Origin of the sequence: Rhodococcus sovatensis (genome assembly GCF_037327425.1) — a bacterium.
GTDB lineage: Bacteria > Actinomycetota > Actinomycetes > Mycobacteriales > Mycobacteriaceae > Rhodococcoides > Rhodococcoides sovatense.
The window spans coordinates 3,169,393-3,185,311 of the sequence record NZ_CP147846.1 but is presented as its reverse complement, the minus strand read 5'-3'; the positions used below and the strand labels follow the sequence as shown (position 1 = coordinate 3,185,311).

At 63.0% G+C, this 15,919-nt stretch carries 15 protein-coding genes; 11 read left to right on the top strand and 4 right to left on the bottom strand.

Annotated elements, in window-relative coordinates:
- The first annotated feature begins 101 nt into the window (after window positions 1-101).
- A complete protein-coding gene (locus WDS16_RS14665) occupies window positions 102-1,283 on the top strand; it encodes a zinc-dependent alcohol dehydrogenase (protein ID WP_338885989.1) in 1,182 nt (393 codons plus the stop codon).
- A 14-nt stretch (window positions 1,284-1,297) separates the two neighbouring features.
- On the opposite strand, the gene WDS16_RS14660 is transcribed toward WDS16_RS14665, so the two are convergent.
- The 4 genes from WDS16_RS14660 to WDS16_RS14645 form a co-directional block, all read right to left on the bottom strand.
- A complete protein-coding gene (locus WDS16_RS14660; protein WP_338885988.1) occupies window positions 1,298-1,645 on the bottom strand; it encodes a thiocyanate hydrolase in 348 nt (115 codons plus the stop codon).
- The gene (gene scnC / locus WDS16_RS14655) at window positions 1,642-2,325 is read right to left on the bottom strand and encodes a thiocyanate hydrolase subunit gamma (RefSeq protein ID WP_338893455.1); all 684 of its coding nucleotides are present in this window, start codon (window positions 2,323-2,325) and stop codon (window positions 1,642-1,644) included. Before scnC ends, WDS16_RS14660 begins: the two co-directional genes overlap by 4 nt.
- An 87-nt stretch (window positions 2,326-2,412) precedes the next feature.
- Window positions 2,413-3,249 carry an SH3-like domain-containing protein gene (locus WDS16_RS14650; protein ID WP_338885987.1) on the bottom strand — a complete coding sequence of 279 codons (837 nt, stop codon included), beginning with the start codon at window positions 3,247-3,249 and terminating at the stop codon, window positions 2,413-2,415.
- Between the two features lie 200 nt (window positions 3,250-3,449).
- Complete coding sequence (locus WDS16_RS14645; RefSeq protein ID WP_338885986.1) at window positions 3,450-5,033, bottom strand: MFS transporter; 1,584 nt, start codon at window positions 5,031-5,033, stop codon at window positions 3,450-3,452.
- A 122-nt stretch (window positions 5,034-5,155) separates the two neighbouring features.
- Between WDS16_RS14645 and WDS16_RS14640 the strand changes: the two genes are divergently transcribed.
- From WDS16_RS14640 to WDS16_RS14595, 10 genes are all read left to right on the top strand, one after another.
- Entirely contained in the window at window positions 5,156-5,728 is a 573-nt protein-coding gene (locus WDS16_RS14640) for a TetR family transcriptional regulator (protein WP_338885985.1), read from the top strand.
- A 252-nt stretch (window positions 5,729-5,980) separates the two neighbouring features.
- Complete coding sequence (gene dapA, locus WDS16_RS14635) at window positions 5,981-6,865, top strand: 4-hydroxy-tetrahydrodipicolinate synthase (protein ID WP_338885984.1); 885 nt, start codon at window positions 5,981-5,983, stop codon at window positions 6,863-6,865.
- Window positions 6,866-6,962: 97 nt separating this feature from the next.
- Complete coding sequence (locus WDS16_RS14630) at window positions 6,963-7,976, top strand: LacI family DNA-binding transcriptional regulator (RefSeq protein WP_338885983.1); 1,014 nt, start codon at window positions 6,963-6,965, stop codon at window positions 7,974-7,976.
- On the top strand, window positions 7,977-8,987 hold the full coding sequence (locus WDS16_RS14625; protein WP_338885982.1) for a 2-hydroxyacid dehydrogenase: 1,011 nt from the start codon (window positions 7,977-7,979) through the stop codon (window positions 8,985-8,987).
- Entirely contained in the window at window positions 8,984-10,201 is a 1,218-nt protein-coding gene (gene manD, locus WDS16_RS14620) for a D-mannonate dehydratase ManD (RefSeq protein WP_338885981.1), read from the top strand. The genes WDS16_RS14625 and manD overlap by 4 nt, the downstream gene beginning before the upstream one ends.
- A 56-nt stretch (window positions 10,202-10,257) precedes the next feature.
- Entirely contained in the window at window positions 10,258-11,736 is a 1,479-nt protein-coding gene (locus WDS16_RS14615; RefSeq protein WP_338885980.1) for a mannitol dehydrogenase family protein, read from the top strand.
- A gap of 58 nt (window positions 11,737-11,794) precedes the next feature.
- A complete protein-coding gene (locus WDS16_RS14610; RefSeq protein WP_338885979.1) occupies window positions 11,795-13,159 on the top strand; it encodes an MFS transporter in 1,365 nt (454 codons plus the stop codon).
- A gap of 4 nt (window positions 13,160-13,163) precedes the next feature.
- Window positions 13,164-13,823 carry a bifunctional 4-hydroxy-2-oxoglutarate aldolase/2-dehydro-3-deoxy-phosphogluconate aldolase gene (locus WDS16_RS14605; protein WP_338885978.1) on the top strand — a complete coding sequence of 220 codons (660 nt, stop codon included), beginning with the start codon at window positions 13,164-13,166 and terminating at the stop codon, window positions 13,821-13,823.
- Entirely contained in the window at window positions 13,820-14,758 is a 939-nt protein-coding gene (locus tag WDS16_RS14600; protein ID WP_338885977.1) for a sugar kinase, read from the top strand. Before WDS16_RS14605 ends, WDS16_RS14600 begins: the two co-directional genes overlap by 4 nt.
- Complete coding sequence (locus tag WDS16_RS14595) at window positions 14,755-15,828, top strand: L-idonate 5-dehydrogenase (RefSeq protein ID WP_338885976.1); 1,074 nt, start codon at window positions 14,755-14,757, stop codon at window positions 15,826-15,828. The genes WDS16_RS14600 and WDS16_RS14595 overlap by 4 nt, the downstream gene beginning before the upstream one ends.
- Window positions 15,829-15,919: the final 91 nt, after the last annotated feature.

Genomic DNA, 15,919 nt, shown 5'->3' with positions numbered 1-15,919 from the left:
TCGGCTCGTATGGGGTAGTCGACATGTGTCGGGTTCGGAGGAGCGATCAACGGACTCCAGACGTACCCCCACATTCGTACCCACTTCGAGGAGAGAGTCGCATGAGAGCAGTAACGTGGCACGGCAAGCGAGACGTTCGGGTCGATACAGTGCCTGATCCGGTCATCCAAAAACCGACCGATGCAATCATCGAGGTGACGTCGACCAACATCTGCGGATCGGATCTGCATCTGTACGAGGTGCTCGGGGCATTCATGAACCCCGGGGACATTTTAGGACACGAACCGATGGGAATCGTCCGCGAAGTCGGCGCACAGGTTGGGGATTTGGCCGTCGGTGACAGAGTTGTGGTTCCGTTCCAAATCTCCTGCGGCAGCTGCTATATGTGCAACAAGGCGCTGTACACCCAGTGTGAGACCACGCAGGTTCGAGATCAGGGAATGGGTGCTGCTCTGTTCGGCTACTCGGAATTGTACGGAAGCGTTCCTGGTGGTCAGGCCGAGTTGCTACGTATACCGCAAGCCCAGTTCACTCACATCAAAGTGCCGGACGGCCCGGCGGATTCGCGGTTCGTGTATCTCTCGGACGTCCTCCCGACTGCTTGGCAGGCAGTGGCGTACGCCGCGATTCCCGAAGGCGGGTCGGTGACGGTGCTCGGGCTCGGTCCGATCGGCGACATGGCGGCCCGTATCGCAACGCATCTCGGATACGACGTCATTGCAGTGGATCGCGTACCGGAGCGGCTGGCTCGCGCGCAGGCGCGGGGGATCAGGATTGTCGATTTGGGCCAGCATGCCGGTGAGCTCGGCGACGTCATTCGTGACATGACAGACGGTCGTGGCACCGATTCCGTCATCGACGCGGTGGGCATGGAAGCACACGGCTCACCCGTGGCGAAGGCTGCCCAGCAGATCACCGGTACGTTGCCCGACTTCATGGGCAAAGTGATGATGCAGAAGGCGGGAGTCGACCGGCTCGGTGCGCTCTACGCCGCGATCGACATCGTTCGCCGCGGCGGCACGATCTCGCTGAGCGGCGTGTATGGAGGGATGGCCGATCCACTTCCGATGTTGACGATGTTCGACAAGCAGATTCAGCTCCGTATGGGTCAGGCGAATGTGAAGAAATGGGTCGACGAGATCATGCCGTTACTGACCGGTGAGGATCCTCTCGGTGTCGACACCTTCGCCACCCATGAGCTTCCCCTCGATCAAGCTCCGCATGCATACGAGATCTTTCAGAAGAAGCAGGATGGCGCGGTGAAGGTGATTTTGAAGCCGTAACGCGGGCTTCGGTACTAGTGCATCTCCAGCCGTTCGCGAACGACTGCAAGGCGCTGCCGCAACTCCGCTTCGTCGATGACTCCACGTGCGATCAGTGAGTGTGCGAGCGCGACCAGTTGGTTCTCTGGATAGGGAAGGTCGGCATACGTCGACGCGGACAAGTCGTCTTCCTCGTTCCGGCGCTGCGAGAAATCGGGGATGTCGGCGTCGCACGAGGCCCGATCGAGAACGTCACACAGAGCGTCCAGGCTCGATTTCCACGGCGGTAGCGGGTTGGTGACGCCGTGTTTGGCGGCCATTCGGGGCCAGACATGGTCGCGGGCAACTATGTCGCTCAGTACTGCGATCTGGGTGTCGCTCATGACGCGCCCTCGGCCGCAGCGCTACTCGCAGGATGAATGGCAGGCCTGGTGTCGGTGATCACGTTGGTGGTCACTCCCGGCGTGGGTAGTGCGACCCCGATCAAGCAGTCGCGCGTGATGATCTCCGCCAGCTGATCCTCGGTCCATCCTTCGGTTCCGTCCGGGCGAACAGGCATCACCATGAAACGATGCTTCTGATTCGAATCCTGCACTCGGACAGCGATGTCCTCGGGTACAACGAGTCCGAACTCGGCAAGAACTTGCCGGGGCCAGCGCACGAGGCGGCGCCGGTAGTTCGGCGTCCGGTACCACTCCGGTGAGTTCCCGAGAATCGGCCGGGGATAGCATGAGCAGAGGGTACAGACGATGACGTGGTGAAGGGTCGGTGTGTCTTCGAGAATCTCGAAGGCAGTGAAGTCACTCGGTGTTCCGAAACCTGTCGGCTCCATCCAGTCCACGCCGACCTCGCGGCTGGCCGCCATCGCGTCGGTGACAGCGAGTTGACGAAAGGTGGGGTCGAGCCACGCGCGTGCGACCAGGCGGGCAGCGGGCGTCGGACCGATCTGCTCCGCGAATTCGGTGAAGTGGCGATGCTCTTCGGCGGTGAAAATTCCCTTTTCGATGCACAGTTCGCGAAGGGCGATCTCGAGCACCTCGAAGTCGGTGATTTCGTCGACCATGGGTGCCACAGTGCGGGTGTGGTCGTGATCGTGATCGTGATCGGACACGCTGCCTCCAGGGGGTGTGGACCGAGAATGTCGATGTGGTCAGCTCGATCGGAGCCAGCGCTCCGGTAGTTCTGTTTGCAGAGAGTCGGATGACGATCCTCTGTAGCCGTCCCACAGGTGCGCGAGATCGAATCGAACGACGTAGAACCACTCCGGCGTAGCGTCGGGCCGATCCCAGGTTTCGTCCTCGGGGGCCGGACTTTCGTACGCCACCGCGGCTATCTCGCCGGTGGCGCCGCGGACGTATTCAGGAGTGCGGGTGTAGAAGAGAACAGGGAAGTCCCGAACCACCACAGAATCGCCCACGGCGAACCTCGGGGTGCCTGCTCGGCCTGCGAACACCTGCGGATCGCCCTTGCCGAGGGCATGAATGTGATGAGAGTTGCGCTCGATCTGTGACCCGTCGCCTTCGAACGCCGGGTGTGCGTCTGGCGTCTCGCCCTTCAGCCCGCCCTCGTAGCGCAGCTGGACCCTCTCCATGCGGTCGCTGAGTTCGCCGGAACTTATGTACCGCTTCTCCGTGAGAATCCGAGCGACGGCCAGTAGCCATCGGCCGTAGTAGGGAATGCCGAGATAGACCGCTCGGCCCACGTCGACATTTCCTATTCGTCGACGTTCCTCGGAGACCCACACTCCTCGCCACGCCAGCACCTCGCAGATGACGTAGGTCAAGTGTTCCCAGTGTTCGTATTCCTTGTTCTCGTACTTGATCGGCGCGTCGGGTTCACCGCCCACATCATGGGACGGTTTCATGTACGCCGCGTACCGAGAATGATCGATCAGATCAGGGGTGGGTGCGTCAGGAAGCTCGGGATAGGCCGATTTCAGACGCGATACGAGGTCGAGCTGCGCTGCACGTTCTGCCGAGTTGGTCATCGAAGATGCCTTCGTGTTTCGGACACACTCACTTACAACCACTGGTCGCGGCAGTCGCCTCCGTGCGAGCTATCCGCTTTCTCCGAACTCGATCGTGGGGCACAGTCGGATGCCGCACGCCGACCTGGATCGTGAAATCCAAGATCTCACATCCAGGCTCGACGCGTCGGCAAAATCGACGATCGAAGGCTCGAGAATAATTACCCGATGTGGACCGGGGTGTCGCTGACCTTGACGTCGTCCTTCTTCGCGCGGACGAGCAACACCACGACGGGGCTGACGAGGGCGACCATGATCGCGGCGGTGCCGAAGGCCCATGCGTAACCGGAGACCTCGGCCGAGAATGCGTGATCGATGGTGTCTGCGACGAAGTCCCTGATGGGCTCCGGCATCGATGCGAGGACCTCGTCGGACGGAATTACCTGCGTTGCAAGCGTTTCCGCGGGGACACCCGCCGGGGGAGTCGGGGCGGGATTGTCGGCGAGGTACGAGGATTTGCTGGAGGTGTAGACGGTGGTGAATACGGCAGCGCCGAGTGCGCCACCGACCTGCAGTGTCGCATTGATGAGCGCGCTCGCCGCTCCTGCGTCGTGATCGGGCACGCCTATCAGAGCCACGTTCTGCATGGGAACCATCAGCAATCCGAGGCCGAGGCCGAGGAGTACGACGCCGGGGAGGACATGGGTCCAGTACGAGGTGTGCACACCGATCTGCGTCAGCAATGCCAGACCGATCGCCGAGACGAGTGGCCCCACAGCCATCATCGGCTTCGGTCCGATTCTCGGCATCAGTGCCGATGCAATGGCAGCGGTGACCAGAATGCCTGCGGTCATCGGCAACGATGCGACGCCGGCAACGACCGGACTCATCTCCAGCACGATCTGGAAGTAGAACGTCAGGTACAACGTGCCGCCCAGCAGGGCGGCGCCGATCACGGCGGATCCGATGTAGGCCGCACCGCGGTCGCGGTCGAGCAAGACACTCAGAGGGAGTAGCGGATGGTCCGACTTCGCCTCCACCACGACGAAGGCGGCCAGTAGCAGCAGTCCGATTGCGATGAACGAGATGGTGGACGCTGTCGCCCAGCCGTCTTCGGCCTCGGTGAAGCCGTAGACCAGCGAGGCAAGACCGAGTGCGACGAGAATGGCGCCAGGCAGGTCGTATCGTGTGTTTCCGTCCGCCTTGCTCTCGTTGACGAAAGGCACGGCGGCGGCAATGGCGAAGACGGCGACCGGGATGTTCACGAGCAGGCACCACCGCCAGTTCGCATACTCGGTGAGCACGCCACCGAGTAGGAGACCGACCGCAGCGCCACCACCGGCAATGGCACCGAACACACCGAATGCCTTCGCGCGTTCCTTGGGTTCGGTGAACGTGACGGTGAGGATGGCCAGTGCGGCAGGCGCGAGTAGGGCAGCAAAGACGCCCTGGCCGGCGCGGGCAACGAACAGCTGCCAACCTTCCTGCGCCAAACCGCCCACAGCGGAGGCAACCGCGAAACCGGCCATACCGACGATGAACGAACGCTTGCGTCCCCAGTAGTCGGCGATGCGCCCGCCGAGTAGCAGCAACGCGCCGAAAGCCAGTGCGTATGCGGTGATGACCCAGGCGCGGGCGCCATCGCTGATGCCGAGATCCAGCTGCGCCTGTGGCAGAGCGATATTGACGATGGTGCCGTCCAGCACGATCGTGAGCTGTGTGATGGCGACGATGCACAGCACCAGCCATCGGCGCTCGTAGTTCGGGTTCGCGGCGGGCGCGTGCCCGTCGAGTTGCTGGTCCATGATCGTTTCCCCACTGAAGTTCGCTGAAGAGTCTCGGGCGCAGAAGACCCTGTCGAAACTTATGGGGCAGCGAGGCAAGAGTCAAACGAACTAGTTGGTTGGCGCATAGTAAGGTCGGTCACATGAGAGCTGACTCTGGAGCCACGCGGGCGCGTATCGTGGCCGCTGCCCGGACGGAGTTCGCAGCCTACGGACTCGCCGGCGCACGCGTCGACCGTATTTCTGCAAACGCGAGCGCAAGCAAGGAACGGTTGTACGCGTACTTCGGGGACAAGGAGTCGCTGTTCGCCGCGGCGGTAGCCGACGGTTTTGCGCGCTTCGTCGGCGCCGTGCCGTTCACCGTGGATGATCTCGGGCAATTTGCTGTACGTGTGTATCGGCATCTGTGCTCGGAACCCGAAGAGCATCGAATCCTGTTGTGGGCGCAACTACAGCATGCCTCGGGCCTGCGCGGCGATGACGCAATCGGAGGAGTCCTGGACGCCCGAGCGGCCGAGGTGGCTCAGGCGCAGCGGAAGGGCGCTCTCAACGCGGATATTGCCGCCGAGGACCTGCTGACCTTGATATTCGGCATCGTGTCGGCTTGGTTGACCACGCCGGGACAGGTGGGGGTTATCTCCGACGCCGAGCTGGATCGGCGATGCCACGTGATCGAGTCGGCTGTTCGACGCCTGTGCGAGGTCCGGAGGGACTGATCTGGTGGAGGCCGCGACGGACGGTTGCATAGCTGTGTGCTCAACCACGCACCCGTCCGCGGGAGTCGCACACAAGCTACGGCGCCCTCTCTCGGCATTCCTCGGCAAGCCCGACTCGAAACCCCCGGTGACAAAGCGAGGTTCACCGCGCAGAACTTGGAGACGGTCGGATGGTCGGCATCGGAACGGACTCCTAGGTCGTCTACGATTCGGAGCGAAGTTTCGACCCTCATGACGGAAGGCGTCAGAAGCGTGATCACCGGCAGCATCGTTGCAATTGTCACCCCTATGGCCGAGACCGGAGAGGTCGACTACGCCGCCCTCGACAGACTGGTGGAGCGTCAAGTCCTCGGAGGTACGTCGGCGATCGTGTCCGTCGGGACCAGCGGTGAGTCCTCCACACTGTCGGTCACCGAACATACCGAGGTCATTCGACGCACTATCGACGCAGTGGCAGGGAGAGTGCCGGTCATCGCCGGCACCGGTGCCAACTCGACGTCCGAGGCGATCGAACTCACCCGCGCTGCGCTGAAAGCGGGAGCAGATGGCGCCCTCCTCGTTACCCCGTACTACGTCAAGCCTCCGCAGGAAGGTCTGTACCGACACTTCCGTGCGATCGCCGAAGCCGTCGACATTCCGCAGTACCTGTACAACGTCCCGGCACGAACCGGTTGCGACATGCTGCCGTCGACCGTCGCGCGGCTGGCCGAGATTCCCAACATCGTCGGATTGAAGGAAGCACTCGGTGACCTCGATCGAGTTCGCGAGCTGGTGGCACTCGAACTTGCGGATTTCGCGCTCTACTCCGGCGACGACAGTACGGCTCGGGCCAGCATGCTGGCGGGATTCCACGGAAACATCTCGGTGACCGCCAACGTGGCGCCCGATGCGATGGCGCGAATGTGCGAGGCGGCGATGGCAGGCGACGCGGAAACGGCGTCGGAGATCGATACCACTCTTGCTGGCTTGCACAGTGCTCTGTTCGCGGAGCCGAACCCAATTCCGGTGAAGTGGGCGCTCGCAGAAATGGGACTCATGCCGGGGGGCATCAGGCTGCCGCTCGTCGAACTCGACGCCTGGCACCACGAAGATGTCCGCGCTGCCTTGCGTACTGCGGGGCTGCTCGACTGCCCCTAGGAAAGCCCTCCCTGCAAGTTTGCGCAAGCCGTTGACAATATTGCGCAAGCTGTGTCAATGTTGTGTCTGTAATCACAACGAGCAGACAGGGTGAGGCATGGCACCGACATTGACCCAGGTTGCGGAGAGGGCGGGAGTATCGCTCTCCACCGCGTCGCGGGCCTTCAGCGCACCCGACCGAATCGGCGCCGACACTCTCGCGCGCATCATCGCTGCAGCCGACGAGATCGGCTACAGCGCGGCGTCGGGACGCACGTTCGATGTGCGGCGTGCGGCCAGCACTGTCGCTGTCGTGGTACCCGATATCGGTCACACCGTCTTCGCCAGCTTCGTCAAATCGGCTCAGGCGCAGGGTTGGCATCGTCGACAGACCGTCGTGCTGACCGACACCGATGGCAGTGCCGACCGCGAACGGGAGGTGATCGGTGAGCTGCAGTCGCGTGTCGATGCTCTCGTAGTATGCGCACCGCGTCTGCCTGCCGAGGACATCGTGCAGTTGGCGGGGGACACACCGCTGGTGTTGGTGAACCGCTTGTCCGACCAATGCGATTGTGTCGTAGCGGATTCGGAGGACGGGATCCGGCAGGCCGTCGACTATCTCGTGGCGCTCGGGCATTCGCACATCGCATACGTTCAAGGGTCGCCACAGTCCTGGTCCAACTCTCGCCGAGTCGAGGCAATCCAGAAGTTCGGCGCAGAGCGAGACATCGAAATCGAGATACTCGGCTGGCAGCAGGAAACCCTCGCCGGTGGACATGCGGCAGCGGCAAGTGTCATCGCGACCGGGGCATCCGCGGTCATGACCCACAACGACCCTATGGCGATCGGCGTCATGAATGGTGTTCGCTCGATGGGCTTTTCGGTGCCGGGCGATCTCAGCGTCATCGGTATCGACGATTCACCCCTGGCCGAGCTTGCACACCCGGCGCTGACGAGCATCAGTGTCCCGATGGGCCGCGCCGGGCTCGTCAGTTCCGACCTCGTCTTCCAGCGCGCTGCCGAACCGGATTCGGAACCTCGTGTGGTGCATCTTCCCACTCAATTGGTCGTACGCGCGTCGTCCGGGCCATCCCGTGACCGCACCGGACGTTTACGAAAGGACGAGTCCTAGATGAAGATCGTCGTAGCAGATTCCAATCTCCTCCCGCATCGAGACCGCTTCGAGAGCCAGCTTCCATCGGACTTCGAAGTTTTGTGGCACAACAACTTCGACGAGCAGGCGCTTGTTGCCGACATAGCAGACGCCGAGGTGTACGTCGGTGGCAAATTCACATCGGCATTGGCGTCGGCCGCCCAGGGGCTGCGCCTCGTTCATGTCGCAGGAGCCGGTACCGACGGCATCGCATTCGACGCACTGTCCGGGGATACTCTCGTCGCCAACACGTTCCATCACGAACGTTCGATCGCCGAATACGTGACGTCGACCGCGGTTGTTCTCCGACGTGGATTTCTCGGGCAGGACCGCGCACTGCGACATGGCCGGTGGGCGTCCCCCGTGTACGACAAGACACTGAACCAACCGGCAACCTTCGGCTCTGCAACTGTCGGCTTCGTAGGGTTCGGTCACATCGGCGCGCAATCGTGGTCCCTGATGCGTGGATTCGGATGCTCCGGAATCGCTGTCACGGGAAGCGGATCCGTCGACGCGCACGCGCATGGACTTTCCTGGGCAGGGACGATCGATCGACTGGACGAGCTGATGGCGGAGGCCGACATCGTCGTGGTATCGGCACCGCTGAACGACGGCACGGCCGGAATGATCGGTGCCCCGCAACTTGCAAAGCTCGGTGGCGCGGGAGTGCTCATCAATGTCGGGCGCGGACCGCTGGTGCAGCAGGAAGCGCTGTACGAGGCCTTGGCTTCGGGCGCACTCGGCAGCGCTGCGATCGATGTCTGGTACGACTATCCGAGCTCGGACGGTCTCGGCGCGCCGTCGGCTCATCCGTTCCACACGTTGGACAACCTCGTGATGACGCCGCACTCGTCCGGTATCACCAGCGAGACCTTCGAAGGCCGAGTGGATGACATCACCGCAAACATCGGTCGCCTGGTTCGGGTCGAACCGCTTTCCAATCTGGTTGCAGGACAGCATGTTGCGGGACGGAAGGTGTCCGCATCGTGACCGATCGCATCGTGTCCGCAGAGGTCATCGTCTGCAGCCCGACTCGTAACTTCGTCACGCTCAAGGTGACCACGACGGACGGGGTCGTCGGCTACGGCGACGCCACTCTCAATGGCCGTGAGTTGGCTGTGGCGTCGTACCTGCGCGACCACGTCGCACCGCTTCTGCTCGGACGAGATCCGGCGCGCATCGAGGACACCTGGCAGTACCTCTACCGCGGTGTGTACTGGCGCCGTGGACCGGTGACCATGTCTGCAATCGGCGCAGTCGACCTGGCGCTGTGGGACATCAAGGGCAAGACCCTCGGACAGCCGGTGTACCAGCTGCTCGGCGGCGCGGTTCGCGACCGCATCCTGTCCTACACCCACGCGACCGGTTGGGACGTACCGCAGCTCCTCGATTCCGTCGATCAGCGACGTGAACAGGGATTTCGAGCGGTTCGCGCGCAGTCCGGCGTGCCGGGACTCGAGTCGGTATACGGCGTGCACAAGGGCGCAGCAGGGTACGAGCCAGCTGGGCGCGGCGCACACCCGGTGGAAGAGGTGTGGGATACCGACGCGTACCTCAACCATGTTCCGGGGGTATTGACCGCCGTGCGTGAACATGTCGGCTCCGAACTCAAATTGCTGCACGACGCTCACCACAGACTCACTCCGCAGCAGGCCGCCCGGTTGGGTAAGTCACTCGAAGCGGTGGATCTCTTCTGGCTCGAGGATGTGACCCCGGCCGAGGACCAACATGCGCTTCGACTTGTACGCAATCACACCACGACGCCGCTCGCGATCGGCGAAGTGTTCAACACGATCTGGGACTGCCAGCAGCTGATCTCGGAGAACTTGATCGACTTCATCCGCGTCGCGATCGCCCACGCCGGTGGAATCAGCCATGTGCGAAAGATATTCGCGCTCGCCGAGATTCATCAGGTCCGGTGCGGACCGCACGGCCCGTCCGACGTCTCGCCCATCACAATGGCGGCCAGCGTTCATCTGGGCATGTCCACTCCGAATTTCGGAATTCAGGAGTTCATGGGCTACGGACCACTGGTCGACGAGGTGTTCCCACACGCGTGGTCGTTCGCCGACGGCTACCTGACGCCGGGGGAGGCGCCTGGCCTCGGAGTCGACTTCGACGAAGCGCTCGCTTCGCAATATCCCTACGAGCCCGCGTACCTTCCGGTCGCGCGTCGGCTCGACGGCTCCATGACGGATTGGTGAGCACGATGACTATCCGAAAGCTCTCGCGCAGTACTGCTCCCGCAGGATCGCTCACCATGCCCGATCGGCCTGAGGGGACGGCGATCGTCCATCTCGGTCTCGGCAACTTCCATCGAGCCCACCAGGCCGTCTATACGGCGCGTGCCATGGCCGAACACGGCGGCCCGTGGGGCATCCTCGGGGTCGCCAATCGCTCTCGTTCGGTCGTCGACGCCATGCTCGGGCAGGATCTGCTCTACGGCGTCGTGGAGATCTCGCCGACGGGGTCGAAGGTCGGTGTGCCTGGATCTCACACCGGTGTGATGGTGGCCGCCGAAGACCCCGAGGGCGTCGTGGCGGCAATCGCGGACCCACAGGTCAAGATCGTGACCGTCACGGTCACCGAACACGGTTACACGTTCTCCCCCGAGACCGGGACGTTGGACGTCCAGTCCACCTCGGTGCAGCGTGATCTGGCGGACGAGCGGGCTCCTCTGACGACGATCGGGCAGATCGCGCGGGGGATCGCGCTGCGTGCCCGGACCCACGGAGCGCCGATCACGATCGCCAGCTGCGACAACGTGCTGTCCAACGGTCGGCGAACAGGCGCGCTCGTGCACGAGTTTCTCGAACGAGCCGGTGCGACCGACGTTCTCGACTGGCTGGCGCTCTCGGTGCAGTTCCCCAACTCGATGGTCGATCGCATCGTCCCCGCGAGTGGTGATCTGTACAACGAAGCGTCGAGTTCGGCACTCTCGGCAACGGATTCCATCGCGGTACCTGCCGAGCCTTTCACGATGTGGGTCATGGAGGACCTCTTCGCGGCCGGACGCCCCAGCTGGGAGGTCGCCGGTGCCAGATTCACTTCCGACGTCGAACCGTTCGAGTTGATGAAGGTTCGACTGCTCAACGGAACCCATTCGCTCATAGCCTATCTGGGCGCACTCGATGGAAAAGGGACCATACCCGATTCGACAGCCGAGTCCTTCGTCGAGGGAGCCGCCAGAGCCGTACTGGTCGACGAGTACCTACCGACCGTCCCCGTTCCCGAGTCTGTCGACATCGATGACTACATCGCACAACTCTTCGTGCGGTGGTCGAATTCGGCACTCGGACATAGGACGTCGCAGGTAGGATCCGATGGTTCCGTCAAGTTGGCACAGCGAATTCCTGCTCCGGCGCTGGCGCACCTTCGCAACGGCGTTGTGCCACAGCATCTGTCCCTCACTGTTGCGGCGTACCTGTGCTGTATCGCGCCGCCGCAGAATTTCGATCCCGGTCCGCACGCCCGTGCCATGGCCGACCCCGCACGACCGCGACTGGCAGGACTTGCCGATTCGGCAGCGTCCATCGAAGACTTCGTCGAGAGAGTATTCACCGACGGAGACATCTTCCCGAGCGAGATCGGCGAATTCGTCGAATTCGTATCACGCACAGCCGAATACGTGGATATGATCGTACGGCACGGTCCACGTGCAGCAGCCGCAGAAGCGGCGACATCGAGCGCACGATACGCGGCCGTTCATTCCCCAGCCGTTCCTGCAGCTCTTCACTGATCGATACCCCACCCTCTCTTTTTCCGCCGGTCGACCCGGCCAGAACGAGGACATTGACATGGACACAACGACAGGCGCTTCGCCGACCCATAAAGAGTCCGGGCCGGCTCACGATCCCTCGGCCGTGCGCCGAGCCGCATGGGCAGGTCTCATCGGCACAACCCTCGAACAGTACGACTTCGTCATCTACGGGACGGCGTCTGCACTGATCTTCAACAAGCTGTTCTTCCCAAACATCTCGCCTGCAGCCGGCATCATCGCCAGCTTCAGTGCATACGCGGTCGGCTTCCTGGCTCGTCCGCTCGGTGGCTTGTTCTTCTCCAGATACGGTGACCGACTGGGGCGCAAGTGGGTATTGGTGGCCACGTTGATGCTCATGGGTGGTGCCACGATGGCAATCGGCATGCTTCCCACGTTCGAGCAAGTGGGTCTGTTGGCCCCCGTCCTTCTTGTCGCGTGCCGCTTCCTTCAGGGCTTCGGAGCGGGAGCCGAACAATCGGGCGGTGCAACGCTACTCACCGAGACTGCGGCAATCGGCAGACGTGGTCGACTCGCCGCGCTCGTCATGACCGGTGCGGCGTTGGGAACCGCTCTGGGCGCGATTGCCTGGATCCTCGCGCAGCTGCTTCCAGACGAGCAGTTGATGTCGTGGGGTTGGCGCCTGGTCTTCCTCAGCAGCATTCTGGTGACCATCGCAGCGTTCATCATCCGTCGCAAGCTGACCGAATCTCCCGTGTTCCAGGAACTCAAGGCGGCGCAGGAGCGCCCGAAGGCTCCGGTCAAGGAAGTTTTCAAGAACGGCAAGAAGCCACTGTTCATCGTCATGTTCATGACGGTCGGTATCAGCGCGCAGTCCTACACGTATCAGGTCTTCATGGCGTCGTACATGAAGAACGACCTTGCGATCGACCCGACCTTCATCCCCAAAGTTCTCCTCGTCGGCGCAATTTGCGGTGGTATAGCGGCGTACGGGTTCGGTCGACTGTCGGATGCGGTTGGGCGCAAGCCGGTCTACATCGGCATAGTCAGCCTGTTGGTGATCCTGCCCATTCCGACCTTCATGGCGCTGAACACCGGCTCGCACCTGTTGATCACGGTCGCGATGATCATCGGATTCATCCTGGCGTGCCAGGGCGCGGTAGGCGTCACGATGAGCTACTTCCCGGAGATCTTCGGAGCGCGTTACCGGTATGCAGGAGTGACTCTCGGTCGTGAATTCGCGTCGGTGTTCGGAGGTGGCGTCGCCCCACTGATCTGCGCTGGGCTGATCACCGCCTTCTCCGGATCCTGGGTCCCGGTCGCGGTGTACATGATGATCATGGCGGTCTCGGTGCTCGTTGCGTCGATGTTCGCGCCCGAGACGCGTGACCGCGATCTGACCGACCTCGCGAATGCAACCGATCCTGTCCTCGAGAAGGTCTGACCGCATGTCTGTTGCCGAGTACACAGACTCGAGCACACCTGCCGTCGTGACGCCGTCCATCATCGCGGTGCTGCGGGCCGAGGATGCATCGGCGTACGGCCCGGTCGTTCGAACCCTCGCAGACAACGGAATCGGCGGCATCGAGCTGACGATGAGTACACCGGGCACTCTCGAGCAGTTCGAGCGCGTCCGCGCCGAAGCACCAGAGGGCGCACGGATCGGTCTCGGTACGGTGACGGCCGCGGAACAGGTGTGGCGAGCGGATGCACTCGAAGTGGATTTCATCGTCACTCCTACAACCGATCCCGACATCATCGCAGCTGCTGTCGAGGCGCGGATTCCGATCTATCCCGGTGGCCTGACGCCAACTGAGTTGTGGAGCGGATGGAACGCAGGCGCGACCGCCGTGAAGATCTTCCCCGCGTCGCTGTTCGGACCCGATTACCTCGCACATCTACGTGGACCGTTTCCCGACATCGAGGTGGTCCCATCCGGAGGAGTCGGCCTGGCCGAAGCACAGGCGTGGATACGCGCGGGTGCGAAGTCCGTGAGCGTCGGTGGCCCATTGCTGGGTGACGCATTGCGCGGAGGCGATCTCGGTGCCCTCGCCGATAGGTGTGCCCAGTTCGTCGACGCCGTGAACAAGGGGAGATCAGCGCAATGACCGTACTCACCTTCGGCGAGACCATGGCGCTCGTCGGTGCGGTCGGCACCGGGCCGCTGGCTCACACAGCGACGATGGAACTGGGCATCGGCGGTTCGGAATCGAACTTCGCAATAGCGTTGCGTCGCTTGGGCGTCGAGGTTTCCTGGGTGGGCAGAGTCGGCTCGGACAGTCTCGGTGACCGCGTCGAACGGGAACTGCATGCCGAGAGGCTCGACGTGCATCTTGTCCGTGACGCCGAGGCTCCGACCGGCCTCATGGTCAAGGAGAGGCGAACCTCGACCGCTGCGCGGGTCTGGTACTACCGGGCAGGGAGTGCCGGGTCTCGCTTCGAGATCGGCGACATTCCGGAAGCGGTGTGGGCGAATACGTCTCACCTTCACGTCACCGGAATTACTCCGGCGCTGTCCGACTCGGCTCTGAAAGCGACTCTGCACTATGTCGAATTGGCAGGGGTCGACGGAGTGACAGTGTCGTTCGATCTCAACTATCGACAGGCGCTGTGGTCGAGAGCGCAAGCAACTCCGGTGTACCGACGGATCATCGAGCAGTCGGACGTCGTCTTCGCCGGCACCGACGAAGCTGCCATTGCGGTCGAAGACGGAACGCCGACCGAGATGGCTCGCAGGATATGCGGCATGGGCCCGGCGGAGGCGGTGATAAAGCTGGGTGAGCGAGGTGCGCTCGCCCTCGTCGACGGCGAGTTGTACCAGGCGCCCGCCGTGCCCGTCACCGTCGTCGATTCGGTCGGTGCCGGGGACGGTTTCGTCGCAGGCTACCTCGCAGAATGGCGTGCGGGTTCGCCGCCGCAGCAGCGTCTTGCAATCGGCGCGCAGGTCGGCGCGTTCGCCTGCACGGTTGCCGGTGACTGGGAAGGAATGCCCAAACGGGAAGAGTTGGCCATGCTCACCGCCGAGGAAGCGGTGACACGATGATTTCACAACAGAACGGAACGACGATGTCCCTCCCCACCACCGCCATTGCCGTCGTCGCACACGGCGCCGACGACATCCGCGTGGAGGATGTAGCCGTTGCGGCTGCGGCCGAGAACGAAGCGCTCGTAAGCATCGCGTACGGCGGAATCTGTGGATCGGATCTGCACTATTGGCAGCACGGCGCCGCGGGCGAGTCGATCCTGAAGGCGCCCATGCGTCTGGGCCACGAGGCTTCGGGGGTTGTCACGGTGGCGGCGGCCGATGGAAGTGGTCCCGCGGCCGGCACGCAGGTGACCGTCCATCCTGCGACGCCTGCACCCGGAAACGTGCGGTATCCGGTGGACCGTCCCAATCTGTCTCCCGGTTGCCGTTACATGGGCAGCGCCGCGCAGATTCCACACAACGACGGGCTTTTCGTCGAACACGTGGCCATCCCGACTCGGATGCTCCGCCTTGTGCCCGACAGCCTCGACCTTCGGGTCGCGTCACTCGCCGAACCGGCCAGCGTGGCCTGGCACGCGGTTGCGCGCGCCGGTGATGTGGCAGGCAAGACGGTACTTGTCGTCGGCACTGGACCGATCGGGGCGCTGACGGTCGCGGTGGCCAAGCGAAACGGAGCGTCGGAGATAGTTGCGGTGGATCTCGAGGACTATTCGCTCGAGATTGCGCGGGCACTCGGGGCCACGCGGACCATCGATGCGCGCAACACAGACGCGATTGCTGACGTCGACGCCGATGTGACGTTCGAATGTTCGGGCAACCACCGGGGATTGGCGTCGGCCATCGCCGGAACGACGCGCGGCGGCCGGCTGGTGATGGTGGGTCTGCTTCCTACCGGTGATCAGCCGGTCCCCATCTCACTCGCGATCACGCGCGAGCTGGAACTGGTCGGATCGTTCCGGTTCAACGACGAAATCGACTCGGTCGTCGAAGCACTCGCGGACGGGACCCTCGACGTGTCCGCGGTGATCACGGGTGAATTTGCTGCTGCGGACGCGCTCGACGCATTCGCGCTGGCACGAGACGCGTCCCGGTCGAGCAAGGTGCTGCTGCGGTTCGGCTCGCCCTAGACGCCGGCTCTGATCTTCTTGGTGACGAAGAACCCGACCGCCGCGACGACTACACCGATGACGACGTTGTAACGAAACGGACATGATGCCC